The sequence below is a fragment of the Acinetobacter sp. LoGeW2-3 genome, from assembly GCF_002688565.1.
In the GTDB taxonomy this organism is placed as follows: Bacteria; Pseudomonadota; Gammaproteobacteria; order Pseudomonadales; family Moraxellaceae; genus Acinetobacter.
The window spans coordinates 99,201-121,084 of record NZ_CP024012.1 but is presented as its reverse complement, the minus strand read 5'-3'; the positions used below and the strand labels follow the sequence as shown (position 1 = coordinate 121,084).

Sequence of the window (21,884 nt, the reverse complement as noted above, 5' to 3'; positions counted from 1 at the left end):
CACCAGAATAGGTAGCTTCTATACGCTTACCGATTTGATAATAATTAAAAATAGTCTCATGAGATACTTCTCCATTAGAGGTGTTTTTAGCATTTATAAATTTTTTATTATTTAGATTTAAGCTCATTTCTACTCTTTAATTCCCCTAAAATTAACATAATACACGTTATACGAAACGTCCTTGTAAGCCCAAAATAGAAATGTCCGGTTTCTCCAAAGTAAAAATGTCCGCTTTTAGAATATGCACTTTTGCAATTTCCTTAGCGGACGGTTTGATATGTTGGTGTCTATGTCGGATAAAGAACTTAAAAGATTGTCGGTCTTGCAAGAAATCTGTGATCAACGCATAACTCAGTCCCAAGCTGCTCAGCTACTTCATATTTCAGAACGTCAGATCAGACGTTTATTGCAAAAATATAAAACTCAAGGTGCAACTGCATTAGCACATGCTGCACGTGGCCAAATCAGCAATTCCAGGCTTCCTGAAGAGCTCAGACTCAAGTGCCTCAATCTGGTCGCTGAGCAATTCCATGGTTTTGGACCCACTCTAGCGCATGAAAAGCTGACGACCATTCATGGATTCAATATTTCAGTGGAAACACTGCGTTCCTGGATGATTGCAGCCGATTTATGGATTCCTCGCGCTAAGCGCCTGAAACGGCCGTATCAGCCTCGTTATAACCGGGACTGTTATGGTGAACTGATCCAGATTGATGGCTCACATCATGACTGGTTTGAAGGACGAGCCCCTAAATGCTGTCTGCTAGTATTTATCGACGATGCTACAGGAAAATTGCAGCATTTACGCTTCTGTGAGTCAGAATCAGCCTTTGACTATATGATTTCAACACGTTTATATATCGAACAGCACGGTAAGCCTTTAGCATTTTATAGCGACAAACATTCAGTCTTTAGGGTAAATCAAAGTAGTAAGAAAGACTCCAAGATCACGCAATTCGGACGCGTGCTCAGCACTCTGAATATCGATATCATCTTCGCCAATTCACCACAGGCCAAAGGCCGTGTAGAACGAGTCAATAGAACTCTTCAGGATCGTCTGATTAAAGAAATGCGTCTGGCAGGCATCGGTTCGATTGAGGAAGCGAATGGATGGTTACCCTGCTTTATTGAGCAATTTAATCGTAAATTTGCCAAGATGGCCTTTAATCCCAAGGATCTACACCGGACTGTCAGCGAAACTGCTGAGCAGTTAGATGATATTTTTACCTGGCGTGAACCCCGCAGAGTCACGAATAGTCTGACGATTACTTATGATAAATGCGTATATCTTCTGGAAAATACGGAAGAAAATCAAAGGCTGATCGGCAAGTATCTTGAGTTTCTAGAATACCCGGATGGTACAGTTGCAATTGAATATGAAGGTCGAAAAATCAATTACAGCATCTTCGATAAGTTAAGCCCACTCAATCAGCGAGAGATTGTTGAAAATAAACGTTTAGGTGCTGTTCTGAACCATATTCAACAACAGCATGAAGAATTAGAACAACGAAACAAACGTAATCGTTCTCAAAAGATGCCCCGTAGACGAGCACAGAAAACAGCAGTTCAACAACGATATCTGAATCCTGTGCTTGACTTGGAAATGTCTGTATAGGACATTTCTATTTGGTTTTTAGGTAGGACATTTCTACTTGGGAATAACAGTCCTTGTTAGAACCCATTTAAAGTGTCTATCTTCCCACCAATAAAAAGATCTTCGATTTGAGATATTTAAACTATTCTAGATTGCATCATAGATTACTGAAGAGGCAACTTGAGAATAGTACCTTTTGCTACTGAGTAAGCTTCTACATGACCAGAAATATCAGCCTGATCATCAATATAATGAGCATGAAAATACTCATTTGGGTGAGTCACTACACTTTCTAATTGAGGACCACTGTATATCCCAATTAATTGTCCTCGAGCATCAGGATTATTGAAAATATACTTTTCTACATGATGTTTTTTTGCATGAGTGGTATGACTGCCTGTTTGCTCAGTCACTGGTTGAGGTTTTTTACCTGTCACAACATGCCAGCGTAATTGAGGATATTTTCCTTGCAGACGAAAGACAAAAGGCTGCTCAGTTGATAGCCCTAAGCGTTTTGCCTCTTCTAAGATGAATGCTTCTAACTGAGATTGGTTCATATCTGATGACAGGGAAATATCATGCCATTTCGAAACTTGGCCGCTTGCAAAAAGAAAGGCCTGTTCATTTGGATCATGAGGCAAGATTTTCCCGTTTAAATCACTACCTGGGCTCACTAGAATTTTGCCATCCATTTGAATAATTTCACCTGTACGTCCTGCAAGTGCCCCTAAGCCCCATGTATTTTTCTGTTGTGGTACTTCCGAGAGTTTAACGGTGCCTCGATCATCACCGGTATGCATCATATGCTTGAAGTTACCGTAATGAGTAAATTTGAAAGGCATATCTGCAGCAATAGCACTGGTACTGATTGCACTGGTAATGACTAGGATTCTGAAAATACGATTTATATGATTCATTTCAATTTTAATATTTAGAAAATATAGGTATTAGAAGAGAAACTAATATCTTAGTCAATCAAGCAAGTAGCTGCTAAGAAGTATTAGGTGTTTAATGATTTGATTGTTAGTATGCAACATAAGAAAGTTACCTTTGTTTGATTAAGATTTCGACACCTTTATCAAAACGGGTAACTTTCTCTTTTTCAAGAAGAATGTACGATCAAGTCTGAACTAATACAGATTATAAGCACTTTCGTTATGGTCGGTTTTATCCAAACCGGTTTCTTCCTCTTCTTCACTAACACGTAATGGCATAATCAAACCTACAATCTTAAGCAGAATCCAGGACAACACGCCGACATAAATGAAGGTAAAGACAATACTTGCGATTTGAGCCAGAATCTGAGGAATGACAGAAACATCCTCAACATTTCCTCCAAGTGAAGGAATACAGAAGATCGCAGTCAAAATACATCCGACTACACCACCAATACCATGCACTGAGAATACATCTAAGGCATCATCAGCACCTAGTTTACGTTTAAGGATAGTAATTGAGTAGAACACAGAAATGCTTGCCAGGAAGCCAATGGCAATCGCGCCAAATGGTCCAACAAAAGCAGCAGCAGGGGTGATTCCCACTAAGCCGGCAATGGCACCAGATGCCAGACCAAATGCAGTCACATGTCCAGCTGAGATTTTTTCAACCAGCATCCAGCCAAAGATCCCGCCTAATGTTGCCAGCATGGTGGTCATAAAGATCAAAGAAGATGAGCCATCAATAGCCAAAGCAGAACCGACGTTAAAGCCGAACCAACCTGCCCATAGGAAAGCCGCACCAATCAGGACAAATACCACATTGTGTGGAGGCATAGGTGTAGTTGGCCAGCCTTTGCGTTTACCTAGTACTAAAGCACCCACAAAAGAAGTCACACCGGCACTGATATGTACTGCTGTACCACCAGCGAAGTCTAATACACCCCAGTTATGAAATAATGCACCATCTCCGCCCCATACCATATGCGCCAGAGGACCATAGACAATAACGGTCCAGAGTGCTGCAAATAATACCATGGCACCAAAATGCATTCGCTCAGCAAATCCACCCAAAGCAATCGCAGGGGTAATCATGGCAAAAGTCATTAGAAACAAAATGACAATATATTCAGGAATTCCTCCAGCCATACTCTCTGGGGTGATACCTGCCAAAAATGCAGCATTCAACCCACCGACAAAACTGCCAATATTGTAGACACCTTCTTGCATACCCGTGGTATCCGTCGCCAAGCTGTATACGACGACGACCCATAAAATACCGACTACGCTGGCAATCGCAAAAAACTGACTAAAAACAGAAAGAATATTTTTAGAACGAACCATACCGCCGTAGAACAGTGCTAATCCTGGTATAAACATTAATAATACAATCACTGTTGATACCATGACCCACACCGTTGCTGGTGCATCAATAGCATCTGCTGCAAATGCCAGTGCTGGAAACAGCAATAAACTTGCAAGTATTAATTTTTTAAAACTCTGCAACATCATGAATGGCTCCCATAAATCCCACGATAAACTACATATAAAAAACCTGTGTTTACTTGAATAAAGTGTTTGATGAGTATTCTTATAAAGAATATTTATTTCATATTTACTAAAGCAATTCATATGCCACAAACTCTAATAACTATGGAATTTTCATTAAATTCGTTAATTAATACGTAATGTAATATATAAATAAGTAGTTAATAAAATTAATAATTTTTTTATACTAAATAGTTGGGAATCAAAAATGATTGACTTGGTATTACTAAATCATGGTTAAGTAATACTAAAATATAGGTATGTTTAGATAAGGGTTATTATTTTTTATATTCGAAGAAAAATATGTAAATAAAAAAGATGGAATAGGCCATCTTTTTTTATTTACATATTTTTATTCCTCATGGTGAGTGGAATAGTTCACCATAGAAATAAGCCGAATGGGAACTTGAAGTAGCTGTTCTGGACCGTGAGGAATTTCACCTTCCAGCGTTAGACAGTCACCTGGTTGAAGATGAAATACTTCATCACCGTGCCGATACAGAATTTCGCCTTCTACCATATAAAGCATTTCAGTACCAGGATGGGCAAAGGTAGGGAACTCTTCACTAGCATCATCCATACTGACCAGATAGGCTTCGAAATTTTTATGTGGTCCACGGGAGTGGGTGAGCAAATGGTAGGTGTGTCCTTTATCTGTACCACGACGTACCACTTCCATACCTTCGCCCTTTTTCACCAGCATCGCATGACTTTCCTGTTGGTCATATTGGCTAAATAAGGTTGATAAAGGAATTCCCAACACTTCACACAAACGGCTTAAAGTTTCCAGACTAGTCGAGACCTGAGCATTTTCAATTTTGCTGAGCATACCTTGGCTGATTTCTGCAATCTGTGCCACTTCAGCAAGTTTGAGGCCCTGCTCCTGACGGTAACGTTTAATATGGATACCAATATATTGTTCCAGCTTCATACTATTTTTGCTCTGTCTCATTTTGGATCAACTCGCACTATTTTGATTCTCAGAACACTGCATCTCATTAAAAAATCAGAAACAGCAACAACTATTGGAATAATAAACTAGTAAGAAAATTATATTCCCCTTAAGAATAATAATGTTTTCAGAGAAAAAAGTAAAAAAAAATTAAAGTTGGCAAGGGATTTGCTTTCTTAATAGGAAAGTAAATTTCTTAAGCTGAATAATGTGATTCCAATAAAAAGATTTGCATTTTTCGAGCCAACAGTCGTTTTTGTCATATCGGGAGTATGTCAATTATGTTGCAACAGGCCGTAAACGAGTTGTTTGATCAAGAGAATATAATCAGCAAACCCATGTACCGTCCAGGGGTACAGCAAGTCATTGATCAACATAATCTGAAATATGTATTGGCTCAATTCGTCGATATTCATGGTGCTGCTAAAACTAAGTCAGTACCTATCTCAGGTCTAAAAGCCATTGAGGGTGATGGCGTTGGTTTTGCTGGCTTCGCGATCTCAGGTATGGGTATGCAGCCACATGGACCAGATTTCATGGTGAAAGGGGATCTTTCAGATTTAACTCCAGTGCCTTGGCAACCAGGTTATGGTCGTGTGGTTTGTGAAGGCTATGTGAATGGTCAGCCCCATCCCTATGACTCACGCTATGTCCTACGTCGTCAGGTTGAGCGCTTATCTGCTAAAGGCTGGACTTTAAATACAGGTCTAGAGCCTGAATTCAGCCTGTTCCGTCGGGGTGAAGACGGCAAGCTGAAAATGGTCGATGACTCAGATAACTTAGATAAGCCATGCTATGACTATAAAGGTTTATCACGTTCACGCCAGTTTCTTGAAAAGCTCACCGAAGCGTTAATTCCAGTAGGTTTTGATATTTATCAAATTGATCATGAAGATGCCAATGGCCAGTTTGAAATTAACTATACCTATGCCGATGCTATGAAGTCGGCAGATATGTTTACCTTCTTCCGTATGGCGGCAGGTGAAATTGCCAATGATCTGGGAATGGTCTGTTCATTTATGCCTAAGCCAGATCCGAAACGTGCAGGCAATGGGATGCACTTCCACCTATCAATAGGAAGCGATGAATCCAAAAATTTATTCCATGATCCAAGTGATCCAAGTGGTATGGGGCTGTCTAAAATGGCCTATCACTTTATTGCAGGCTTATTAAAACATGGTCCGGCGCTCTGTGCCTTCTGTGCACCGACAGTGAATTCTTATAAACGTCTGGTGGTCGGTCGGTCGCTTTCAGGCGCGACATGGGCACCTGCCTTTATTGCCTATGGCTCCAACAACCGTTCAGCAATGGTCCGTATTCCGTATGGTCGTATTGAGTTACGTCTGCCAGACGCAGGCTGTAACCCGTACTTGGTATCGGCAGCCATTATCGCAGCAGGTCTAGATGGTATCGAAAATGAGCTTATGCCACCTGAAGCATGTAATGAAAACTTATATGAATTAAGCCTTGAAGAAATTGCAGCACGTGGCATCGCAACATTACCGCAGTCACTCAAAGAAGCAGTGGATGCATTAAAAGCTGATCCATTATTTCGCGAAAAACTAGGTGCTGAAATTGTCGATGAATTTATCCATCAAAAGAGCATGGAGTGGGTGGAATACTGTCGTCATGTGTCTGACTGGGAAATTCAACGTTATACCGAATTCTTTTAATTCATAACTTTTAAAAATTTAAAAAATCTCATGGAGAATAACTATGTGTGGAATTGTTGGTTTATATCTTAAAAATCCGGCATTGGAATCGCAACTTGGTAAATTATTTGAACCGATGCTTGAGTCAATGACAGGCCGTGGGCCAGACAGTGCAGGCTTTGCCATTTATGGTGATGAAGTACAAAAAGGCTGGGTTAAACTCACTTTACAAAGTACGGATGAAGCCTTTATTTGGGATACCTTTATTGCCGAACTTACAACTGAATTAAATGTAGAATTAGATTGGTTTACCAATGCGACTGCAGCAGTCATTAAAGTAAAGGCGACTGAGGATGCTGTCCGTACAGCGGTCACTAAAATTGCCCCACAGCTGAAAATTATGAGTGCAGGGCTAAGCATCGAAATTCTAAAAGGTATGGGCTTGCCAGTCGAAATTTCTGAGCGCTTTGGCCTTTCAAAAATGAAAGGTAGCCATATCATCGGGCATACACGCATGGCAACAGAGAGTGCTGTAACGATGGAAGGTAGTCATCCATTTTCTACCGGTGCGGATTTGTGCCTAGTACACAACGGCTCACTATCGAATCACGCACGCTTACGCCAAGAATTGAAACGTGATGGCATTCATTTTGAAACAGACAACGATACTGAAGTTGCAGCTGGATATTTGACTTGGCGTTTACAACAAGGTGATAGCCTGGCTCAAGCACTCGACAATGCTCTCGAAGATTTAGATGGTTTCTTTACTTTTGCCATTGGCACAAAAGACGGTTTTGCAGTGATCCGTGATCCAATCGCTTGTAAACCTGCTGTACTGGCTGAAACTGATGATTACGTTGCAATGGCATCTGAATATCAAGCACTTGCATCGCTTCCAAATATTGATAAAGCCCGTGTTTGGGAACCAGAGCCTGCCACCTTATATGTGTGGGAACGTTCAAAAGACGCCGCTTAAATTGAAATAGAACAAATTTGGAGAATACATATGAATAGTGCAGTTGCAAAACAATTAAATGCTGTTGAATTAAAAGATCATTATGATTTGAGCATCGATACAATCCGTGATCTTAATCAAGCCTTACACGATGCTGAAATCGTTGCTGAAATTAAAGAGTGGACGGTGAGCAATCCTGCGGGTCAACACAATATTGCAGTCGGTATTAAAGCGCCAATTAAAGTAACTATCGATGGGCATGCTGGCTATTACTGTGCAGGGATGAATCAGGAAGCTGACATTATTGTAAATGGCAATGTTGGTGTGGGCTGCGCAGAAAATATGATGTCCGGCTCAGTACACGTTAAGGGTAATGCCTCACAAGCAGCAGGTGCTACTGCACATGGTGGCTTACTAGTGATTGAAGGTGATGCTGGTGCACGCTGCGGTATTTCGATGAAAGGTGTTGATATTGTGGTTGGTGGCAGCATTGGACATATGAGCTGTTTTATGGGACAAGCCGGCCGTTTAGTGGTTTGTGGTGACGCCGGCGATGCATTGGGTGACTCACTTTATGAAACACGTATCTATGTTAAAGGCACAGTGAAATCTTTAGGTTCTGACTGTATTGAAAAAGAAATGCGACAAGAGCACCTTGAGGAACTGGCAGAACTTCTAGCAAGAGCTGGATTTAATGAAGATCCAAAAGCATTTAAACGCTATGGTTCAGCGCGTCAGCTGTATAACTTTAAAGTCGATAACGCATCTGCATACTAATTGAGAACGTAATACGGAGAACTAAAATATGACTCAAACTATCCAAGAATTTGAACCAGTGTTACGTGAATCAGCAACATTCGATCGTCTAACGATTCAAGAAATTCAACGTGCAGCTGCAACAGGTATTTATGATATCCGTGGTGGTGGTACTAAACGTAAAGTTCCGCATTTTGATGACCTATTACTGCTCGGTGCAAGTATGTCACGTTATCCGCTAGAAGGTTACCGTGAAAAATGTGGTACGGATGTGGTGCTCGGGACACGTTTTGCCAAAAAACCAATCCATCTAAAAATTCCTGTGACCATTGCTGGCATGAGCTTCGGTGCTCTATCTGCCAATGCCAAAGAGTCTTTAGGCCGTGGAGCATCGATGGTGGGTACATCGACTACGACTGGTGATGGAGGTATGACACCAGAAGAACGTGGTCACTCAGAAACTTTAGTGTATCAATACCTGCCTTCACGTTATGGTATGAACCCAGATGACTTGCGTAAAGCAGATGCAATTGAAATTGTGCTTGGTCAAGGTGCAAAGCCGGGCGGTGGCGGTATGCTACTTGGTATGAAAGTCACTGAGCGTGTAGCTGGTATGCGTACCTTACCGGTTGGTGTTGATCAACGCAGTGCTTGCCGTCATCCAGATTGGACAGGTCCAGATGATCTTGCAATCAAAATTGCTGAAATTCGCGAAATTACAGACTGGGAAAAACCTATCTACGTAAAAATTGGTGCCAGCCGTCCTTATTATGATGTGAAACTTGCTGTCAAAGCGGGTGCTGATGTAATCGTGCTGGATGGTATGCAAGGCGGTACAGCAGCAACACAAGAAGTCTTTATTGAACATGTAGGTATCCCTATTCTTCCAGCGATTCCGCAAGCGGTTCAAGCACTGCAGGAAATGGGTATGCACCGTAAAGTTCAACTGATCGTATCAGGCGGTATTCGTACTGGCGCAGATGTGGCTAAGGCGATGGCTTTAGGTGCAGACGCCGTAGCAATTGGTACTGCAGCTTTGATCGCATTAGGTGATAACCATCCACGTCTGGATAAAGACTTGAAAGAAATCGGCTCAGCAGCAGGTTACTACGATGACTGGCAAAATGGCCGTGATCCTGCGGGTATTACGACTCAAGATCCTGAGCTTTCTAAGCGTTTAGATCCTGTAGAAGGGGGGCGTCATCTGGCAAACTACCTGCGCGTACTGGTGCTAGAAGCTCAAACCATGGCGCGTGCATGTGGTAAATCACATCTGCACAACCTGGATCCTGAAGATCTAGTGGCATTGAATGTCGAAGCTGCTGCAATGGCGCGTGTTCCACTAGCGGGAACTAACTGGATTCCAGGACAAGTTCAGTATTGATTGAGCTAATCAATTAAAAGGATGGTCGAGCACCATCCTTTTTTGTACTTAACAAATTTACTCTTCAAAAATCCTATTATAAAATTGATATCTAAATAGCCTAAGCAATTTTAATATATTAAAACAGCCAACAGCCCAAAATTAAGGTCTATTTTAACATTACAAGTTTTTATAGATTGTATCTCGCCTATCAACATCTAGAACTAGTACTACAATCCTGTCATCAATTACTTGATATATCAATCTATATCCTGCAGATTTAAGTTTTACCTTATATAGATCTGATGATCCTCGAAGCTTATTTTTAGGTATCTTGGGATTTTCTAAAATTGCTTCCAACTTACGAATAAATTGTTCAGCGATTTGTGGACTTAATTTGTCAAACTTTTTCAGAGCTATCTTTGTGAACTCGAGCTCGTAAGTCATTAATAGATACCTTCACCGTTTCTTCAGTATCGACTTGCTCAGCTAATTTTAAAAGTTCCCGATCTTCAACCAAATCCATCAGTTTTTCAAACAGCTCAGCAGGCACACAGTAAAAGGCAGGATTATTCCTATTCAAAATTGCTACTGCTTCACCAAAGCCATTATTTACGACTTCCATCGGATTTTTTTTAAGCTCAGAAACACTAGCCACAAACCGACTGTGAATAATGTTGTTCATTTCAATACGCTCATTTAGGGTAAGCAATATCTAAAATATAACCAATTTTAAGACCAGTTACAAGACCTGTTAATAGCTCTATTAATTGGTCTGTAAGATAAAATAATTGAATACCTCCAGCTGATGTTCAGGTCATATATAGATTAGATTGGACAATCGATATTCTTCATAATAATTCATGAGTAAAACTATTTTTATGAGTTGTGAATCGTGGTGGGTCAAAGGCGTTGTGATCAGTTAGGAAGCAGGAGAGAATACATATTCTAAGGTAATAACAAAGATCCATAAAAAATTGGAAGAAAATATTTTATTGATTTCCAACTAAGATATAAAATATTGAAATATATGTATATAAATACATAATTTAATTTATTTGTATAGGTGTTGATTTTTACTATATAACTATGAGAGAGTGTTTTTGTAGGTAGGGATTTGGTCTTAAAAGTGTAAAATTTACTGGATGGTATATTCTAGTGACAGATATTGAAAATTACCTGCTTCAATTTGTTTTGCCATATTGTGCAGACGATCCGGATATCAATACAAAAGTGAGAAAGATTCTTAAAGCTATCAGGTTAAAAAATCACAGTGGAACTAAGCTCACTAAGCAGAGGGTGAAAGAGAAATATATTGAAAATTGGCAGGCTATTTTCAAACTTTTAAAATCGAGTAGCTCACTCCGAGTTCACAGCTCTTATATGCCAATAAAAATACTCATGATGTATTTAGACCAAATTATTGATCCAAAATTGCAATGTGATTGCTTTCAGTTGAAAGCAAAAAAACATCTAGATAAAAGATTTATTGTTAATTATTTTCGCCTTATGAGTTGCAAAGATTTTGAAGCAATACAGTTAAATCAAATGGATTCTAACTATGTAAAGCTACAAAAGCCTAAGGAGTTAGATTAGACAAGTAACTATTAAGCTTGCTGATTATAAGTAGGGTTAAGAATCAGATGACAGTTAACAAAAGCTTTCTTGAAGATTATGAAAAGTTAAGGGGACGAGTTCTTTCTTTTGACTATGAACAAATACCCCATGAATTTTGTGATGAACTTATAAAACTATATAAAAAAGCACATTCTATTCAATATGAAATTATCAGGAAGAGGAAAATAGGTACTGAATTCCGATTTGCAAGCTTAACTTATTTTGCTTATATTTCAGCTGAATTAGTAAGTGAAGATGCTTATCTAATACTGCAAGCCAGTTATGCTATTGATACATGTTACAAGCAACTAAAGCAAATTGAGGGTTCAGAGAACAAGCAAAAACAAGTTCATGATTTACATAGATATATTTCAAGATATTTGCTGGAAATTCAGGAAAATCACCACAATACAGCGCCGTATCGCAGCGAAAGTATTCGAGTTCTAAAATCTTTGGTCAAATTCATTCGAGATTTAACGTGTAATGCCGCAAGTAATAAAACCGATCTTTGGAACAGAATTAATTCTAGTGATGGTTTAACTAATATTGATATTAAAAATTATATTCATAGCTTTGAAATTATTTTAAAAAATATAGATACAGGAAGAATAACCCACAGATCTAGACTATCTAAAAATTCTGGTAAGCTCAGTTGGGCCACTCCTGCCCAGATATTACGCTATACCAGCAGGGCAGCCACTAGCAAGATTGATTTAGGATATGGTGCCACTCTTGATATACCTCCGCCAGAAGTCATTGTTGATGAGGATGGGGAAGCAGACATTGAAGAAGAGGCAGTGGAATACTATGCCCAAGATAGAGACACTGAAGAGTTTCAGAAACAGGTTTTAACTCCTTATGTTGAAGAAATTGTAAAACACCGGCAACGTCGGCTTATGCCATTTATTTCTAATCCTCATTATATAGAACCTCCAACTTTAGCCCGGATCATAGAATTATTTAGGCAGGAATTACAGTCCAATACCAAAGAAGGAAAGATTTCTGCTGCCTGTTTACTGTCTCTTGTAACTGGTTTGTCCCCTATAGAGCTATTAAATTATCGTCATTTAATTAGACAGGGAGTATTGAGGGAAGCTAAGCAAAATAAAGCACTTATATATCTGCTGAATTTAGAGCTCGATATCAGCCAGCAAAAAATAAATATCCTTAAAAAACAATGTATTAATAATGATGTTTCTCATCAGCTTTTTTTGCCTTCCTCGTGGTTTGATTATTTACAGCAAGGTAAAAACAACATTTCATTAGATGAGATAAGAAAATATTTAAAACAGGTCACAAAAAATCAGTTTGTAGGTCATATAACAATAGAAAAACTGCAAGCTCAGATGTATTTCCATATTAGATATCAAACCTTTAATGAATATCTGGCGCATTTGGTGGCAGGCAAGGACGCTAAACATAATTTGCCAGGGATGTTTTATGGCGGTATGCCAAAAACAACCGTAAATAAGGCATATTTATGTTATTTGAGAACAGTATTGGGAAACCCTGAGATTTTAGAAGATAAGAAAATTATCAAAGAATATGAGCTTGTCGAAAAGCAGTTTGTACAAGATCCTCTTGGGCAAAGTGATCGTATAGGTAGCCAACTGGCCTTAAACAAGGATTTTGTAGCGGAGATATTCAGGATACTGCAGCAACATTGCCAAAAAAATATCCAGGTCAGCCAACACTTAATTAACCAGATCAATGCCTATGCTTGCTGGATGTGGCATCTAAATTTACTTTGTCTTGCTCGTCGACCACAGGAGAATTTGTTAGGAGATCCGGAGGATTATCTGACTGAATTAAATGTCACCTATATAAATGACAAGAAAAATAGTAAATCAAGAAAAGATGGCCGTTTTATTCCCATCCCCCCTTTTTTTGCAAAAGCGCTTGAAAACTATCTCACATTTTTAAGCGATGTAAGTGTACGTTATAAAGAATTTTTCTCTGGTATTTCAACTTTCTCAAAAATGAATCAAAAACATTTATTTGGCCATATAGTGAAATGTCCAGAAAAATTACCTATCAATTTAAAGGAATGGCGAAAAGTTAAATTAGAGCCTTTGTCCAGAAAGTGGATAAAAGGCTATATGGAAGAAATTCTACCCCAAAAAATGTATGCAAATTGGCTGCGCCATTTCGATATGAACATGCTTATGGATAGTTCTTTTGGAGTACAAGGCAATCTGGGATTCCATTTTATTCAAGCATTGTACGGTCATGACCAGCGCGACCAGGAAATTTTTCATCCTCATTCTTCTACTGTACCTCATACATATGTAACTGAAGTGATAGAAAAAATGGAAAAAGTGATAGCTGAGCTACATATCCAGCATTTGGTGCGAAAATAAGTATGCATAAAAAAGATAAAGAACTTATTCAATCGAAATTAAATGAATGGTTTAAAGGCATCAGAAAAAAATTAAATTATGAAAAGAATCTAACGTCTTCACAAGTGAGAGAAGCTCAGCAAATTCAGCTTGATCAACTCATACAGCATCAATGGGAGAGTTTTAGAGAAACTTTCAACTGTACTATCCATAAGTTTTCAAGTACTGAACGACGGGAATATATTGAGTATCTAGAAGAAGAATTTGCACAGTATGCAGATAGGTTAAATGCTGACTACGGTGAATTTTATAAAATAAAGATTCGTCCAAAGACTAAAATTGTTGTGCTACCACCAAGGAAGATTGAAAGTACTGCAACGCGCGCTGAAGCTGCGGAAATGCATATTCATGTCTATAAAAAGTTGAAAGGTTATTGGCAAAGTAACTTTTCAGAAAATGTAGATGAGGAAAGCTTATGGGGTCATTTATATCTTAGTCTGATCTACTTCTCTGGTTGTTCAAGTCCGGATATGCTTTCAAGTTTATCTGAGGTACTGCAAGAAGCTTTATCTAAGAAATCTTTGGAAAGCTTTCGGTTATATCAAGGTAATAATTTAAAAGATAATCCAATAATTCTACATTTGAAAGTCAAAAATGATTCATATGGTAATGATTTTGAAAAAGATCAACTTTATCAATGGGCTTATGTCTATTTGAATCCTTGGACTCAATTCTTTTTACAGGCTCTTTCCTTACGTATGGGGTCGCATAATGATAAAGAAACTAATACAGATATTAAGCACTGCATCCTAAAAAGCCTTAGTCATTTGGAACAGACAGAATATGTAATAAAACTGTGCTCACTACTCAGAAAGAAAGAACTGAATGCATTTCAATTTGTACAAATGGCTCTACAATTTGACAAGGAATTAAAACTAGACATCTTTTTAGGCAATGTACTTGCCCAGAACATTAATACTGTAGCGCTAAGACCACAAGAACACATTTTTTTAAGTGCCACTGCTGCGGCAATCCAAGGTATAGAATTAAAAAATATTAAAATAGAACAAGAACAGCTTCACGCTAAAGAAGATGAATTAGTTTCAATTAATGAAAAACTAAAAAGTATTCCTTTCAAAATCCAACTGTTTGAAAACATACAGCCGGAGCTTGTTCAACAAGGTGGAATAAAGAGGTACAGAGAGCATAATAATAACTTTTATGATCGATATATCCGGATTCAGGAAGAATTAGAACAAAAATTTCTGCAGGCAAATTCAGAAGAAAAAAATCTGATCCAAGCTCAACTACGCCTGATTGCCTGGGTATTTCATCTTAGGAAGAAGGATCTAAAAGTAGCGAGTATAACCAAATATTTAAGCTGTTTTGCCAAAGATTTCATATTTGAAGTATGGTTCCGTAAAATCGATCTTGATAAGTTAAGTGAAGAAGACTATACGGATCTGTATCAGCAACTTTTATGGAATTGCCGTGAGCGTGATGAAAAGGCAAAAAAGAAAGATGAGGCTAAATCATCGCGGAAAGGGCATAACAGTGAGGCATATCGATTTGGACGTATAAAAGCATTCCATGCATTTTGCTGTGAAAAATTTAAAACCCCAGAGGTTAAGCTACTAAAGCAAACAAAGTACAAGCATATGCAAATTACAAATGCTCGAATAATCAGTCCATCTATGTTTAATAAAATGCTTAGCCAGTTAGATCTGTTGGGTAATATAAACCAGAGCTGGTATGAACATATTACTCCCCTGAAATTAATATATGTTCTGTCATTCCGCTTAGGACTTAGGTTGAATGAAGTACGCTGCTTAACACTTGAAGATGTGATTTGCCCTGAACTGACATACTCAAACCTGAGTAAAAATAAGCTCAAAAATATTAGGCTGTGTATCCAAAATAATCCTTATCGCCGTCTGAAAACACCAAATGCTCATCGGCAGTTACCCATAAGACACCTGCTCATGAAAAAAGAATTTGAAATCTTTAAGGAGTTCTTAAAGAATCGGTATATACAATGGAAAAACAATAAAAATGATCACTTATTATTCAATCATAAAGGTCAAGTGCTGACTGAGTCTTGCATCACACAAGTTACCTCTACTGTACTAAAGACAATTTATGGAGAAAATCACGGTTACAGCTTTCATTCTCTACGTCATAGTGCAGCAAATATGTTGGCAATACTCTTAGGGGGATCTCCTAATCTTATTCACACCTATACTGATTATTCAATGCGGCAAGTAAAAAATCTACGTGAACTTTTCTTCGGTCAAGAGGCATATCTACAACAGGATATGATTCAACATAAATGGAGAGCACTTGCTTCCTGGATGGGGCATAGCAGTATTGAACAAACAGCTTCTAATTATTGTCATGTATTAGAACTTATAGCTATTGATCGGATTATCAACAGTAATTACATGATTCATAAACAAGTTCTCCAAAAATGTTTAGGTATAGAGGCCGATAATGATGAATTTAAAGCTATAAATAACTTGCTTAAGATTCCAGAATTTAAATGGATGTGTATTAAAAAAAATGAAATTAAGGTGCAAAAGACAGTATCAGCAGCACTAAAAGTTAAAAAAGTTCAATTAAATCCATTGGATAGAATTATGGCAGTAAAAGAACGATATTTGGATGATGAGCAGGCCAAATTATGGTTACGCCGTTGTAGCTTTCTGAGCAAAAAGTGGATAGAACCCAAAAGTTTTAACCTTGATTATCAAGATTTTATCCCCGATGAAAATGAAATATTTTTTGATGATTTATACGATCGATGTAAAAAATTAAAGTTAATACAACCTAAAGAAGTATTAATTGCTATTAAGGAGGAAGCAGACGACATATTGAAGCAAGCTTTACAAGTACTGATGACAGATGCCAAACAGCGTAAAAATTTTCTACATTTTCAAATTCGAGAATCTAAGCAGGAAAACTATGCAAAAAGTAATACAGATAGCATTCAATCTAAGGAGCAGAATGTTAAAGTCTTCATTACTGGTGTTTCTAGGGTTCTAGAAAAAACAGTAATGATTGATATCGATGATCTGGCTTCAGATTCAAGCAAGAAAGAAAAAATCCAAAGAATTAGCTTTATAAGAAAAGAAGATAACAAAAATATTACGCTTGCCGTACTCCTTCATTTAATGATTATGGCTGTACAGTTAGAAGAAGCATGGTAAAAAACTATTTAAAAAATAAGGTCAAATTTTAGTTGAAAAAATTACGTTAGTTATTCTGTAGAACAGAAGGGCATATCATCAATCAAACCCTAATCATTTTGATAGCAGGCTACCAATAGGGGGCATAGATTTGGATTATGTAGATAAATTTTAATTCCAGCTCCCTTGGAAGCTGGGATTACCTAAAAAAATCAATGAAGGGATTATAACCACATCATAAATGGGTGAGTACTGCCATGGCAGTATTAACTTCCGAATTACATATTCGGATAGTTTGGACCACCAGCACCTTCCGGTGTTACCCAGGTGATATTCTGAGAAGGATCTTTGATGTCACAGGTCTTACAGTGTACACAGTTCGCTGCGTTGATCTGGAAGCGCTTCGAGCCATCATCATTTTCCATGATTTCATAAACACCTGCTGGACAATAACGTTGAGCAGGTTCACCCCAATTCGGTAGATTTACACTTATTGGTATAGTTTCAGACTTTAGATATAAATGAACAGGCTGATTTTCTTCATGAACGGTATTCGATACAAATACTGAAGACAAACGGTCAAAGGTCAGCTTGCCATCCGGTTTTGGATAGTTTGGCTTGAAGTTGACTGCATCCACGGTTTTCAGCGTCTTAAAGTCTGGCACCAGGTCATGCAGGGTAAATGGTACTTTAAAGACGTTCTGGTCGATAAAGTTGAACGCACCACCCATCCATTGACCGAGTTTGTGCATTGCCGAACCAAAGTTACGCGCGTTATACAACTCTTCTTTCAGCCAGCTGTTGTTGAACTTGTCCGTGTAAGCTGTCAGTTCTTTTTCGAACAGGTCTTCACCTTCCGTGACACGGGCAATCGCAAGGTCACCCCCTTTTTCGACACCGGCAGCAATCGCTTCAAACACCGCTTCACCACACAGCATGCCTGATTTCATGGCTGTGTGTGAACCTTTAATTTTGGCAAAGTTCAGGAAGCCGGCATCATCACCAATTAAGCAACCGCCTGGGAGGGTGAATTTCGGCAGAGAGTTAAAGCCACCTTTCACGACAGCACGTGCGCCATAAGAAATACGCTTACCACCTTCCAGATACTGTTTGATCAGTGGATGAGTTTTCCAGCGCTGCATTTCCATGAATGGATACATGTGCGGATTTTCGTAAGAAAGGTCCACAATCATGCCCAGAGTGACCTGGTTGTTTTCCGCGTGGTATAACCACCAGCCACCTGAAGAACCGGTTTCAGACAATGGCCAGCCGGCACCATGCATTACCAGACCTGGTTTATGTTTTGCAGGGTCGATTTCCCAGAGTTCTTTAATCCCGATCCCGTAGTGCTGTGGATCTGCATCTTTATCCAGGTTGAATTTCTGGATCAGGCGTTTACCTAAATGACCGCGGCAGCCTTCAGCAAAGATGGTGTATTTGGCATGAAGCTCGTAACCTGGGGTAAAGTTATGTGTTGGTTCACCATCTTTACCTATGCCCATGTCACCGGTTTGGATGCCTTTTACTGAACCATCTTCATGGTACAGGATTTCAGCAGCGGCAAAGCCTGGGAAGATGGATACTTCCAGTTCTTCTGCTTTTTGACCTAACCAGCGTACCACGTTACCGAGTGAGATCACGTAGTTGCCATCGTTATGCATGGTTTTCGGCACCATCCAATGCGGTGCTTCTTTAGAGGTAGTCTCAGATAAAAGGAAGAAGGTTTTATCTTCAGTGACTGGGACATTTAAAGGCGCTCCTTCTTCTTTCCAGTTCGGGAACAGTTCATTGATTGCACGCGGTTCAAGTACAGCACCAGAAAGAATATGAGCACCGACTTCGGAGCCTTTTTCCACGACACAAACGGACAGATCATTCAGGTTGTTTTCAATTGCAAGCTGACGGATTTTGATCGCAGCAGAAAGACCCGCAGGGCCTGCACCTACGATGACTACGTCAAATTCCATCGATTCTCTAACTATATCTTCCATGTTATATAACTCTTTGATGATTATTTAAATTCCAAATTTTTGAATAAAATTTTTGTCATGAAAATATTAATGTATTCATGACTGAGTAATTAAATAATTCCTTGTGCAGATAACACTTGAATAGCATCTGGGTCATAACCCAATTCAACTAAGATTTTTAAAGAATGCTGTCCTAAATCAGGAATTGGTTTCATGACAAAATCATTTTCATCACTTAAACCAACGGGTTTAAGTGCTGGGACAATTCCAATTGGAGAGTCAACCTCCATCCAGCGTTGACGTGCTTCAAGCTGTGGGTGCTGCCAAACTTCTTGAATTTCATTCACACTGGCATTGGCAATTTTGGCATGTTCTAAACGAGATAAAATTTCTTTTTGATCCCACTGAGAAAAGGTCTGCTCAATGATGTGTCGCAATAGCTGACGGTTTTTGGAACGTAAGGCATTATTCTGAAATAGTGGGTCTTCGCTAAGTTGAGGCTTGTCTAAAACAATGGTACAAAATGCTTGCCACTCCCGTTCATTTTGTACGCCTAAAACCACCTGTTTCTGGTCACCTGTAGCGAATGGACCATAAGGATAGATTGTAGCATGTGTAGAACCTGTGCGTGCCGGGGCTGCTCCACCGTTTAAGGTGTAATACAAGGGATGTCCCATCCATTCGGTCATGCATTCCAGCATTGAAATATCAATGCGTTTACCTTTACCTGTCTTGTCACGTTCAATCAAGGCAGCCAAAATATTGCTGTAGGCATACATGCCTGCTGAAATGTCTACAATGGAGCAACCAGCTTTGACAGGTTCCTGTTCAGTTCCTGTCACAGATAAAAATCCAGCTTCACTCTGGATCAGTAAATCGTAAGCCTTTTTGTCACGATAGGGACCAGGATATGTTTGGTCATCCCCATAACCTGAAATATCACAAACAATGATTCCAGGATTGATTTTTACCAGTTCTTCATAGGAATAACCTAAACGTGAGGCTGCACCTGGGGCCAAGTTTTGTACCAAAACATCCGCCTTCAGCAGAAGTTTTTTTAAAATATCCTGTCCATCTTGAGTCTTTAAGTCTAAGCTTAAGCTTTCTTTTGAACGATTAGCCCATACAAAATGCGATGACATACCATGAACACGATCATCATAGTTTCTGGCAAAGTCACCGACTCGAGGTCGCTCAATTTTAATGACTCTTGCACCAAGATCAGCTAACTGACGTGTACAAAATGGAGCTGCAATTGCATGCTCCAATGATATGACAGTAATACCATCTAAGGCTGGCATATTAATCCTCAGTAAATGTCACTTTTGCTTTCATTGCAATCAGGTTGTTTTCTTTTTCAACCCAGAGTTCAGCGCTTTGCGTTTGCACATCACCACAAATTGAAAACTCGTTAAAATCGAAGACCGGATTGACTGCACGGAAGTCAAAACTTTGAATCGTTTTGGTTGGGTATTCTTCTTTAAAGGAATGTATTAATAAAGTGGCTAGGAATGGTCCATGAACCACTAAACCTGGATAGCCTTCTTCTTGCATAGCATAGGGGCGATCATAATGAATTTTATGACTATTAAAGGTTAAGGCTGAGTAACGAAAGAGGCTGGTTGTATTAATTGGAAATTGTTTTTTATAACTAAACGGTTTGGTTTCAGCAGCAGGAACAATGACAGCACGTTGTGTTTTTGTCTGATTGCTCGTATTACGGTATACAATATCCTGTTCTTCTACAATCGCCAATTGATCATCAGCAAATATTGAGTGTTTCACCGTGACAAAATACATGTCACCGCTTTTACCTTGCTTAAATTCAATTTTTAAAATCTCAGATTCACGTTTAATTTCTTGGTTGACTGTAATGTTTTTCAGGAACTGTAAACGACCACCTGCCCACATCCGTTTAGGGAACGGAATAGGGGGCAGGAATCCACCTTTTTTGGGGTGACCATCTTCTGCAAGTTGCTCATTATTCACAGTCGGTAAAAAATACAGCCAGTGATATAAGTGTGGAAGTTCAGTTAGGTTTTTATTTTCTTGATTAAGCAGTGCTTGCATCATTGCCAATGGGCGTTGATTAAGGTAATCCACTTGTATTTCTTTTTTGCCGATCCATGCATCGAAAGCATCAAACTTTTCCATTTTTATATCCTTTATCTCTTTTATAAGCTTAGCCTTAATTCACTAGTGCAGCATGCTCTAAGATCTTCTTAGCTTTTAAAATGACAGGTAAATCAATCATTTTCCCATTTAAGCTGACCGCTTGCCCTTGGGATTGATCTACGATATTAATAACCTGTTTTGCCCATTCGATTTCTGCTTCAGTTGGACTAAAGGTATCATTCACAACGTTGACCTGGGCAGGATGAATACACAGTTTTCCTGCGAAGCCTAAGTTTTTGGCTTGTTGTGTTTCTAGCCGAACCAGTTCTTGGTCTTTAAAGTCAACAGTGACACCATCAACGGGTGCGTTGATTCCTGCCAATCTAGATACCAATACCAATTCATTTCTAAAAGAAAGTAATTCGAAATAACCACCTTGCATGTTCATTTCTAATTGGAAATCAATTGAACCAAACATGAGGGCAGATACATGTGGAGCTTTGGCAATTTCACGTACTTTGGCAAAACCAACCGGTGTTTCAATCAATGGAAAGATATCAATATTGCGAATAGCTAAGATGGTCTGGATATCTTCAACTGCTTCTGCCTTAGGAAGCACAATTGCGCTGACATTTGAATATTGAGCCAACTGGATATCTTGGGAAAACCATTCAGTCTGGCTCGAGTTAATACGCACTATGACGTGTTGTTCAGGATGTTCAGACAACCATTGACAGAGTGCTTGGCGTGCTGAATCTTTAAGTTCTACTGGTACTGCATCTTCTAAATCAATGATCACAACATCCGCTTGAGTGCTGAGCGCTTTTTCATAGCGCTCAGTACGGTTTGCTGGAACAAAGAGATAAGAGCGGGCTGACTTATTCACTTTACTCATAGAGATCA

The 21,884-nt window shown here is 39.0% G+C and carries 17 protein-coding genes; 8 read left to right on the top strand and 9 right to left on the bottom strand.

Going from position 1 to position 21,884, the window contains the following annotated elements; genetic code table 11:
• Window positions 1-289: 289 nt before the first annotated feature.
• A complete protein-coding gene (locus tag BS636_RS15890; RefSeq protein WP_099339757.1) occupies window positions 290-1,615 on the top strand; it encodes an ISNCY family transposase in 1,326 nt (441 codons plus the stop codon).
• A 143-nt stretch (window positions 1,616-1,758) separates the two neighbouring features.
• Here the strand turns inward: BS636_RS15890 and BS636_RS15880 are convergent, their stop codons facing one another.
• From BS636_RS15880 to BS636_RS15870, 3 genes are all read right to left on the bottom strand, one after another.
• A complete protein-coding gene (locus BS636_RS15880; RefSeq protein WP_099339756.1) occupies window positions 1,759-2,511 on the bottom strand; it encodes an acetolactate decarboxylase in 753 nt (250 codons plus the stop codon).
• A gap of 213 nt (window positions 2,512-2,724) precedes the next feature.
• On the bottom strand, window positions 2,725-4,041 hold the full coding sequence (locus BS636_RS15875; RefSeq protein WP_099339755.1) for an ammonium transporter: 1,317 nt from the start codon (window positions 4,039-4,041) through the stop codon (window positions 2,725-2,727).
• Window positions 4,042-4,429: 388 nt separating this feature from the next.
• The gene (locus BS636_RS15870) at window positions 4,430-5,029 is read right to left on the bottom strand and encodes a helix-turn-helix domain-containing protein (RefSeq protein ID WP_099339754.1); all 600 of its coding nucleotides are present in this window, start codon (window positions 5,027-5,029) and stop codon (window positions 4,430-4,432) included.
• Between the two features lie 338 nt (window positions 5,030-5,367).
• Between BS636_RS15870 and glnT the strand changes: the two genes are divergently transcribed.
• Genes glnT through BS636_RS15850 form a run of 4 tightly spaced genes read left to right on the top strand, consistent with a single transcriptional unit; the run spans window position 5,368 to window position 9,776 of the window.
• Complete coding sequence (gene glnT, locus BS636_RS15865; RefSeq protein ID WP_099339753.1) at window positions 5,368-6,702, top strand: type III glutamate--ammonia ligase; 1,335 nt, start codon at window positions 5,368-5,370, stop codon at window positions 6,700-6,702.
• Between the two features lie 43 nt (window positions 6,703-6,745).
• Window positions 6,746-7,657 carry a class II glutamine amidotransferase gene (locus BS636_RS15860; protein ID WP_099339752.1) on the top strand — a complete coding sequence of 304 codons (912 nt, stop codon included), beginning with the start codon at window positions 6,746-6,748 and terminating at the stop codon, window positions 7,655-7,657.
• Between the two features lie 30 nt (window positions 7,658-7,687).
• Entirely contained in the window at window positions 7,688-8,413 is a 726-nt protein-coding gene (locus BS636_RS15855) for a protein glxC (RefSeq protein ID WP_099339751.1), read from the top strand.
• A 28-nt stretch (window positions 8,414-8,441) separates the two neighbouring features.
• Window positions 8,442-9,776: an FMN-binding glutamate synthase family protein gene (locus BS636_RS15850; RefSeq protein ID WP_099339750.1), complete on the top strand. Its 1,335-nt coding sequence runs from the start codon at window positions 8,442-8,444 to the stop codon at window positions 9,774-9,776.
• Window positions 9,777-9,935: 159 nt separating this feature from the next.
• On the opposite strand, the gene BS636_RS15845 is transcribed toward BS636_RS15850, so the two are convergent.
• Window positions 9,936-10,202: a type II toxin-antitoxin system RelE family toxin gene (locus tag BS636_RS15845; RefSeq protein WP_099339749.1), complete on the bottom strand. Its 267-nt coding sequence runs from the start codon at window positions 10,200-10,202 to the stop codon at window positions 9,936-9,938.
• The gene (locus BS636_RS15840; protein ID WP_099339748.1) at window positions 10,156-10,440 is read right to left on the bottom strand and encodes a type II toxin-antitoxin system Phd/YefM family antitoxin; all 285 of its coding nucleotides are present in this window, start codon (window positions 10,438-10,440) and stop codon (window positions 10,156-10,158) included. Before BS636_RS15840 ends, BS636_RS15845 begins: the two co-directional genes overlap by 47 nt.
• Before the next feature lie 473 nt (window positions 10,441-10,913).
• On the opposite strand from BS636_RS15840, the gene BS636_RS15835 reads away from it, so the two are divergent.
• Genes BS636_RS15835 through BS636_RS15825 form a run of 3 tightly spaced genes read left to right on the top strand, consistent with a single transcriptional unit; the run spans window position 10,914 to window position 16,917 of the window.
• Window positions 10,914-11,351, top strand: a complete 438-nt coding sequence (locus tag BS636_RS15835) for a hypothetical protein (RefSeq protein WP_099339747.1) — start codon at window positions 10,914-10,916, stop codon at window positions 11,349-11,351.
• A gap of 47 nt (window positions 11,352-11,398) precedes the next feature.
• Window positions 11,399-13,732: a hypothetical protein gene (locus BS636_RS15830; protein ID WP_099339746.1), complete on the top strand. Its 2,334-nt coding sequence runs from the start codon at window positions 11,399-11,401 to the stop codon at window positions 13,730-13,732.
• A gap of 2 nt (window positions 13,733-13,734) precedes the next feature.
• On the top strand, window positions 13,735-16,917 hold the full coding sequence (locus BS636_RS15825; protein WP_099339745.1) for a site-specific integrase: 3,183 nt from the start codon (window positions 13,735-13,737) through the stop codon (window positions 16,915-16,917).
• A 257-nt stretch (window positions 16,918-17,174) separates the two neighbouring features.
• Here the strand turns inward: BS636_RS15825 and BS636_RS15820 are convergent, their stop codons facing one another.
• The 4 genes from BS636_RS15820 to BS636_RS15805 form a co-directional block, all read right to left on the bottom strand.
• Window positions 17,175-18,887 (bottom strand): electron transfer flavoprotein-ubiquinone oxidoreductase, encoded by a 1,713-nt coding sequence (locus BS636_RS15820; RefSeq protein ID WP_099339744.1) that lies wholly within the window; start codon window positions 18,885-18,887, stop codon window positions 17,175-17,177.
• Window positions 18,888-18,976: 89 nt separating this feature from the next.
• On the bottom strand, window positions 18,977-20,167 hold the full coding sequence (locus BS636_RS15815) for a CaiB/BaiF CoA transferase family protein (protein WP_099339743.1): 1,191 nt from the start codon (window positions 20,165-20,167) through the stop codon (window positions 18,977-18,979).
• 1 nt (window position 20,168) lies between these two features.
• On the bottom strand, window positions 20,169-21,020 hold the full coding sequence (locus tag BS636_RS15810; protein WP_099339742.1) for a hypothetical protein: 852 nt from the start codon (window positions 21,018-21,020) through the stop codon (window positions 20,169-20,171).
• Between the two features lie 34 nt (window positions 21,021-21,054).
• A complete protein-coding gene (locus BS636_RS15805) occupies window positions 21,055-21,876 on the bottom strand; it encodes an HpcH/HpaI aldolase/citrate lyase family protein (protein WP_099339741.1) in 822 nt (273 codons plus the stop codon).
• Between the last annotated feature and the right edge of the window lie 8 nt (window positions 21,877-21,884).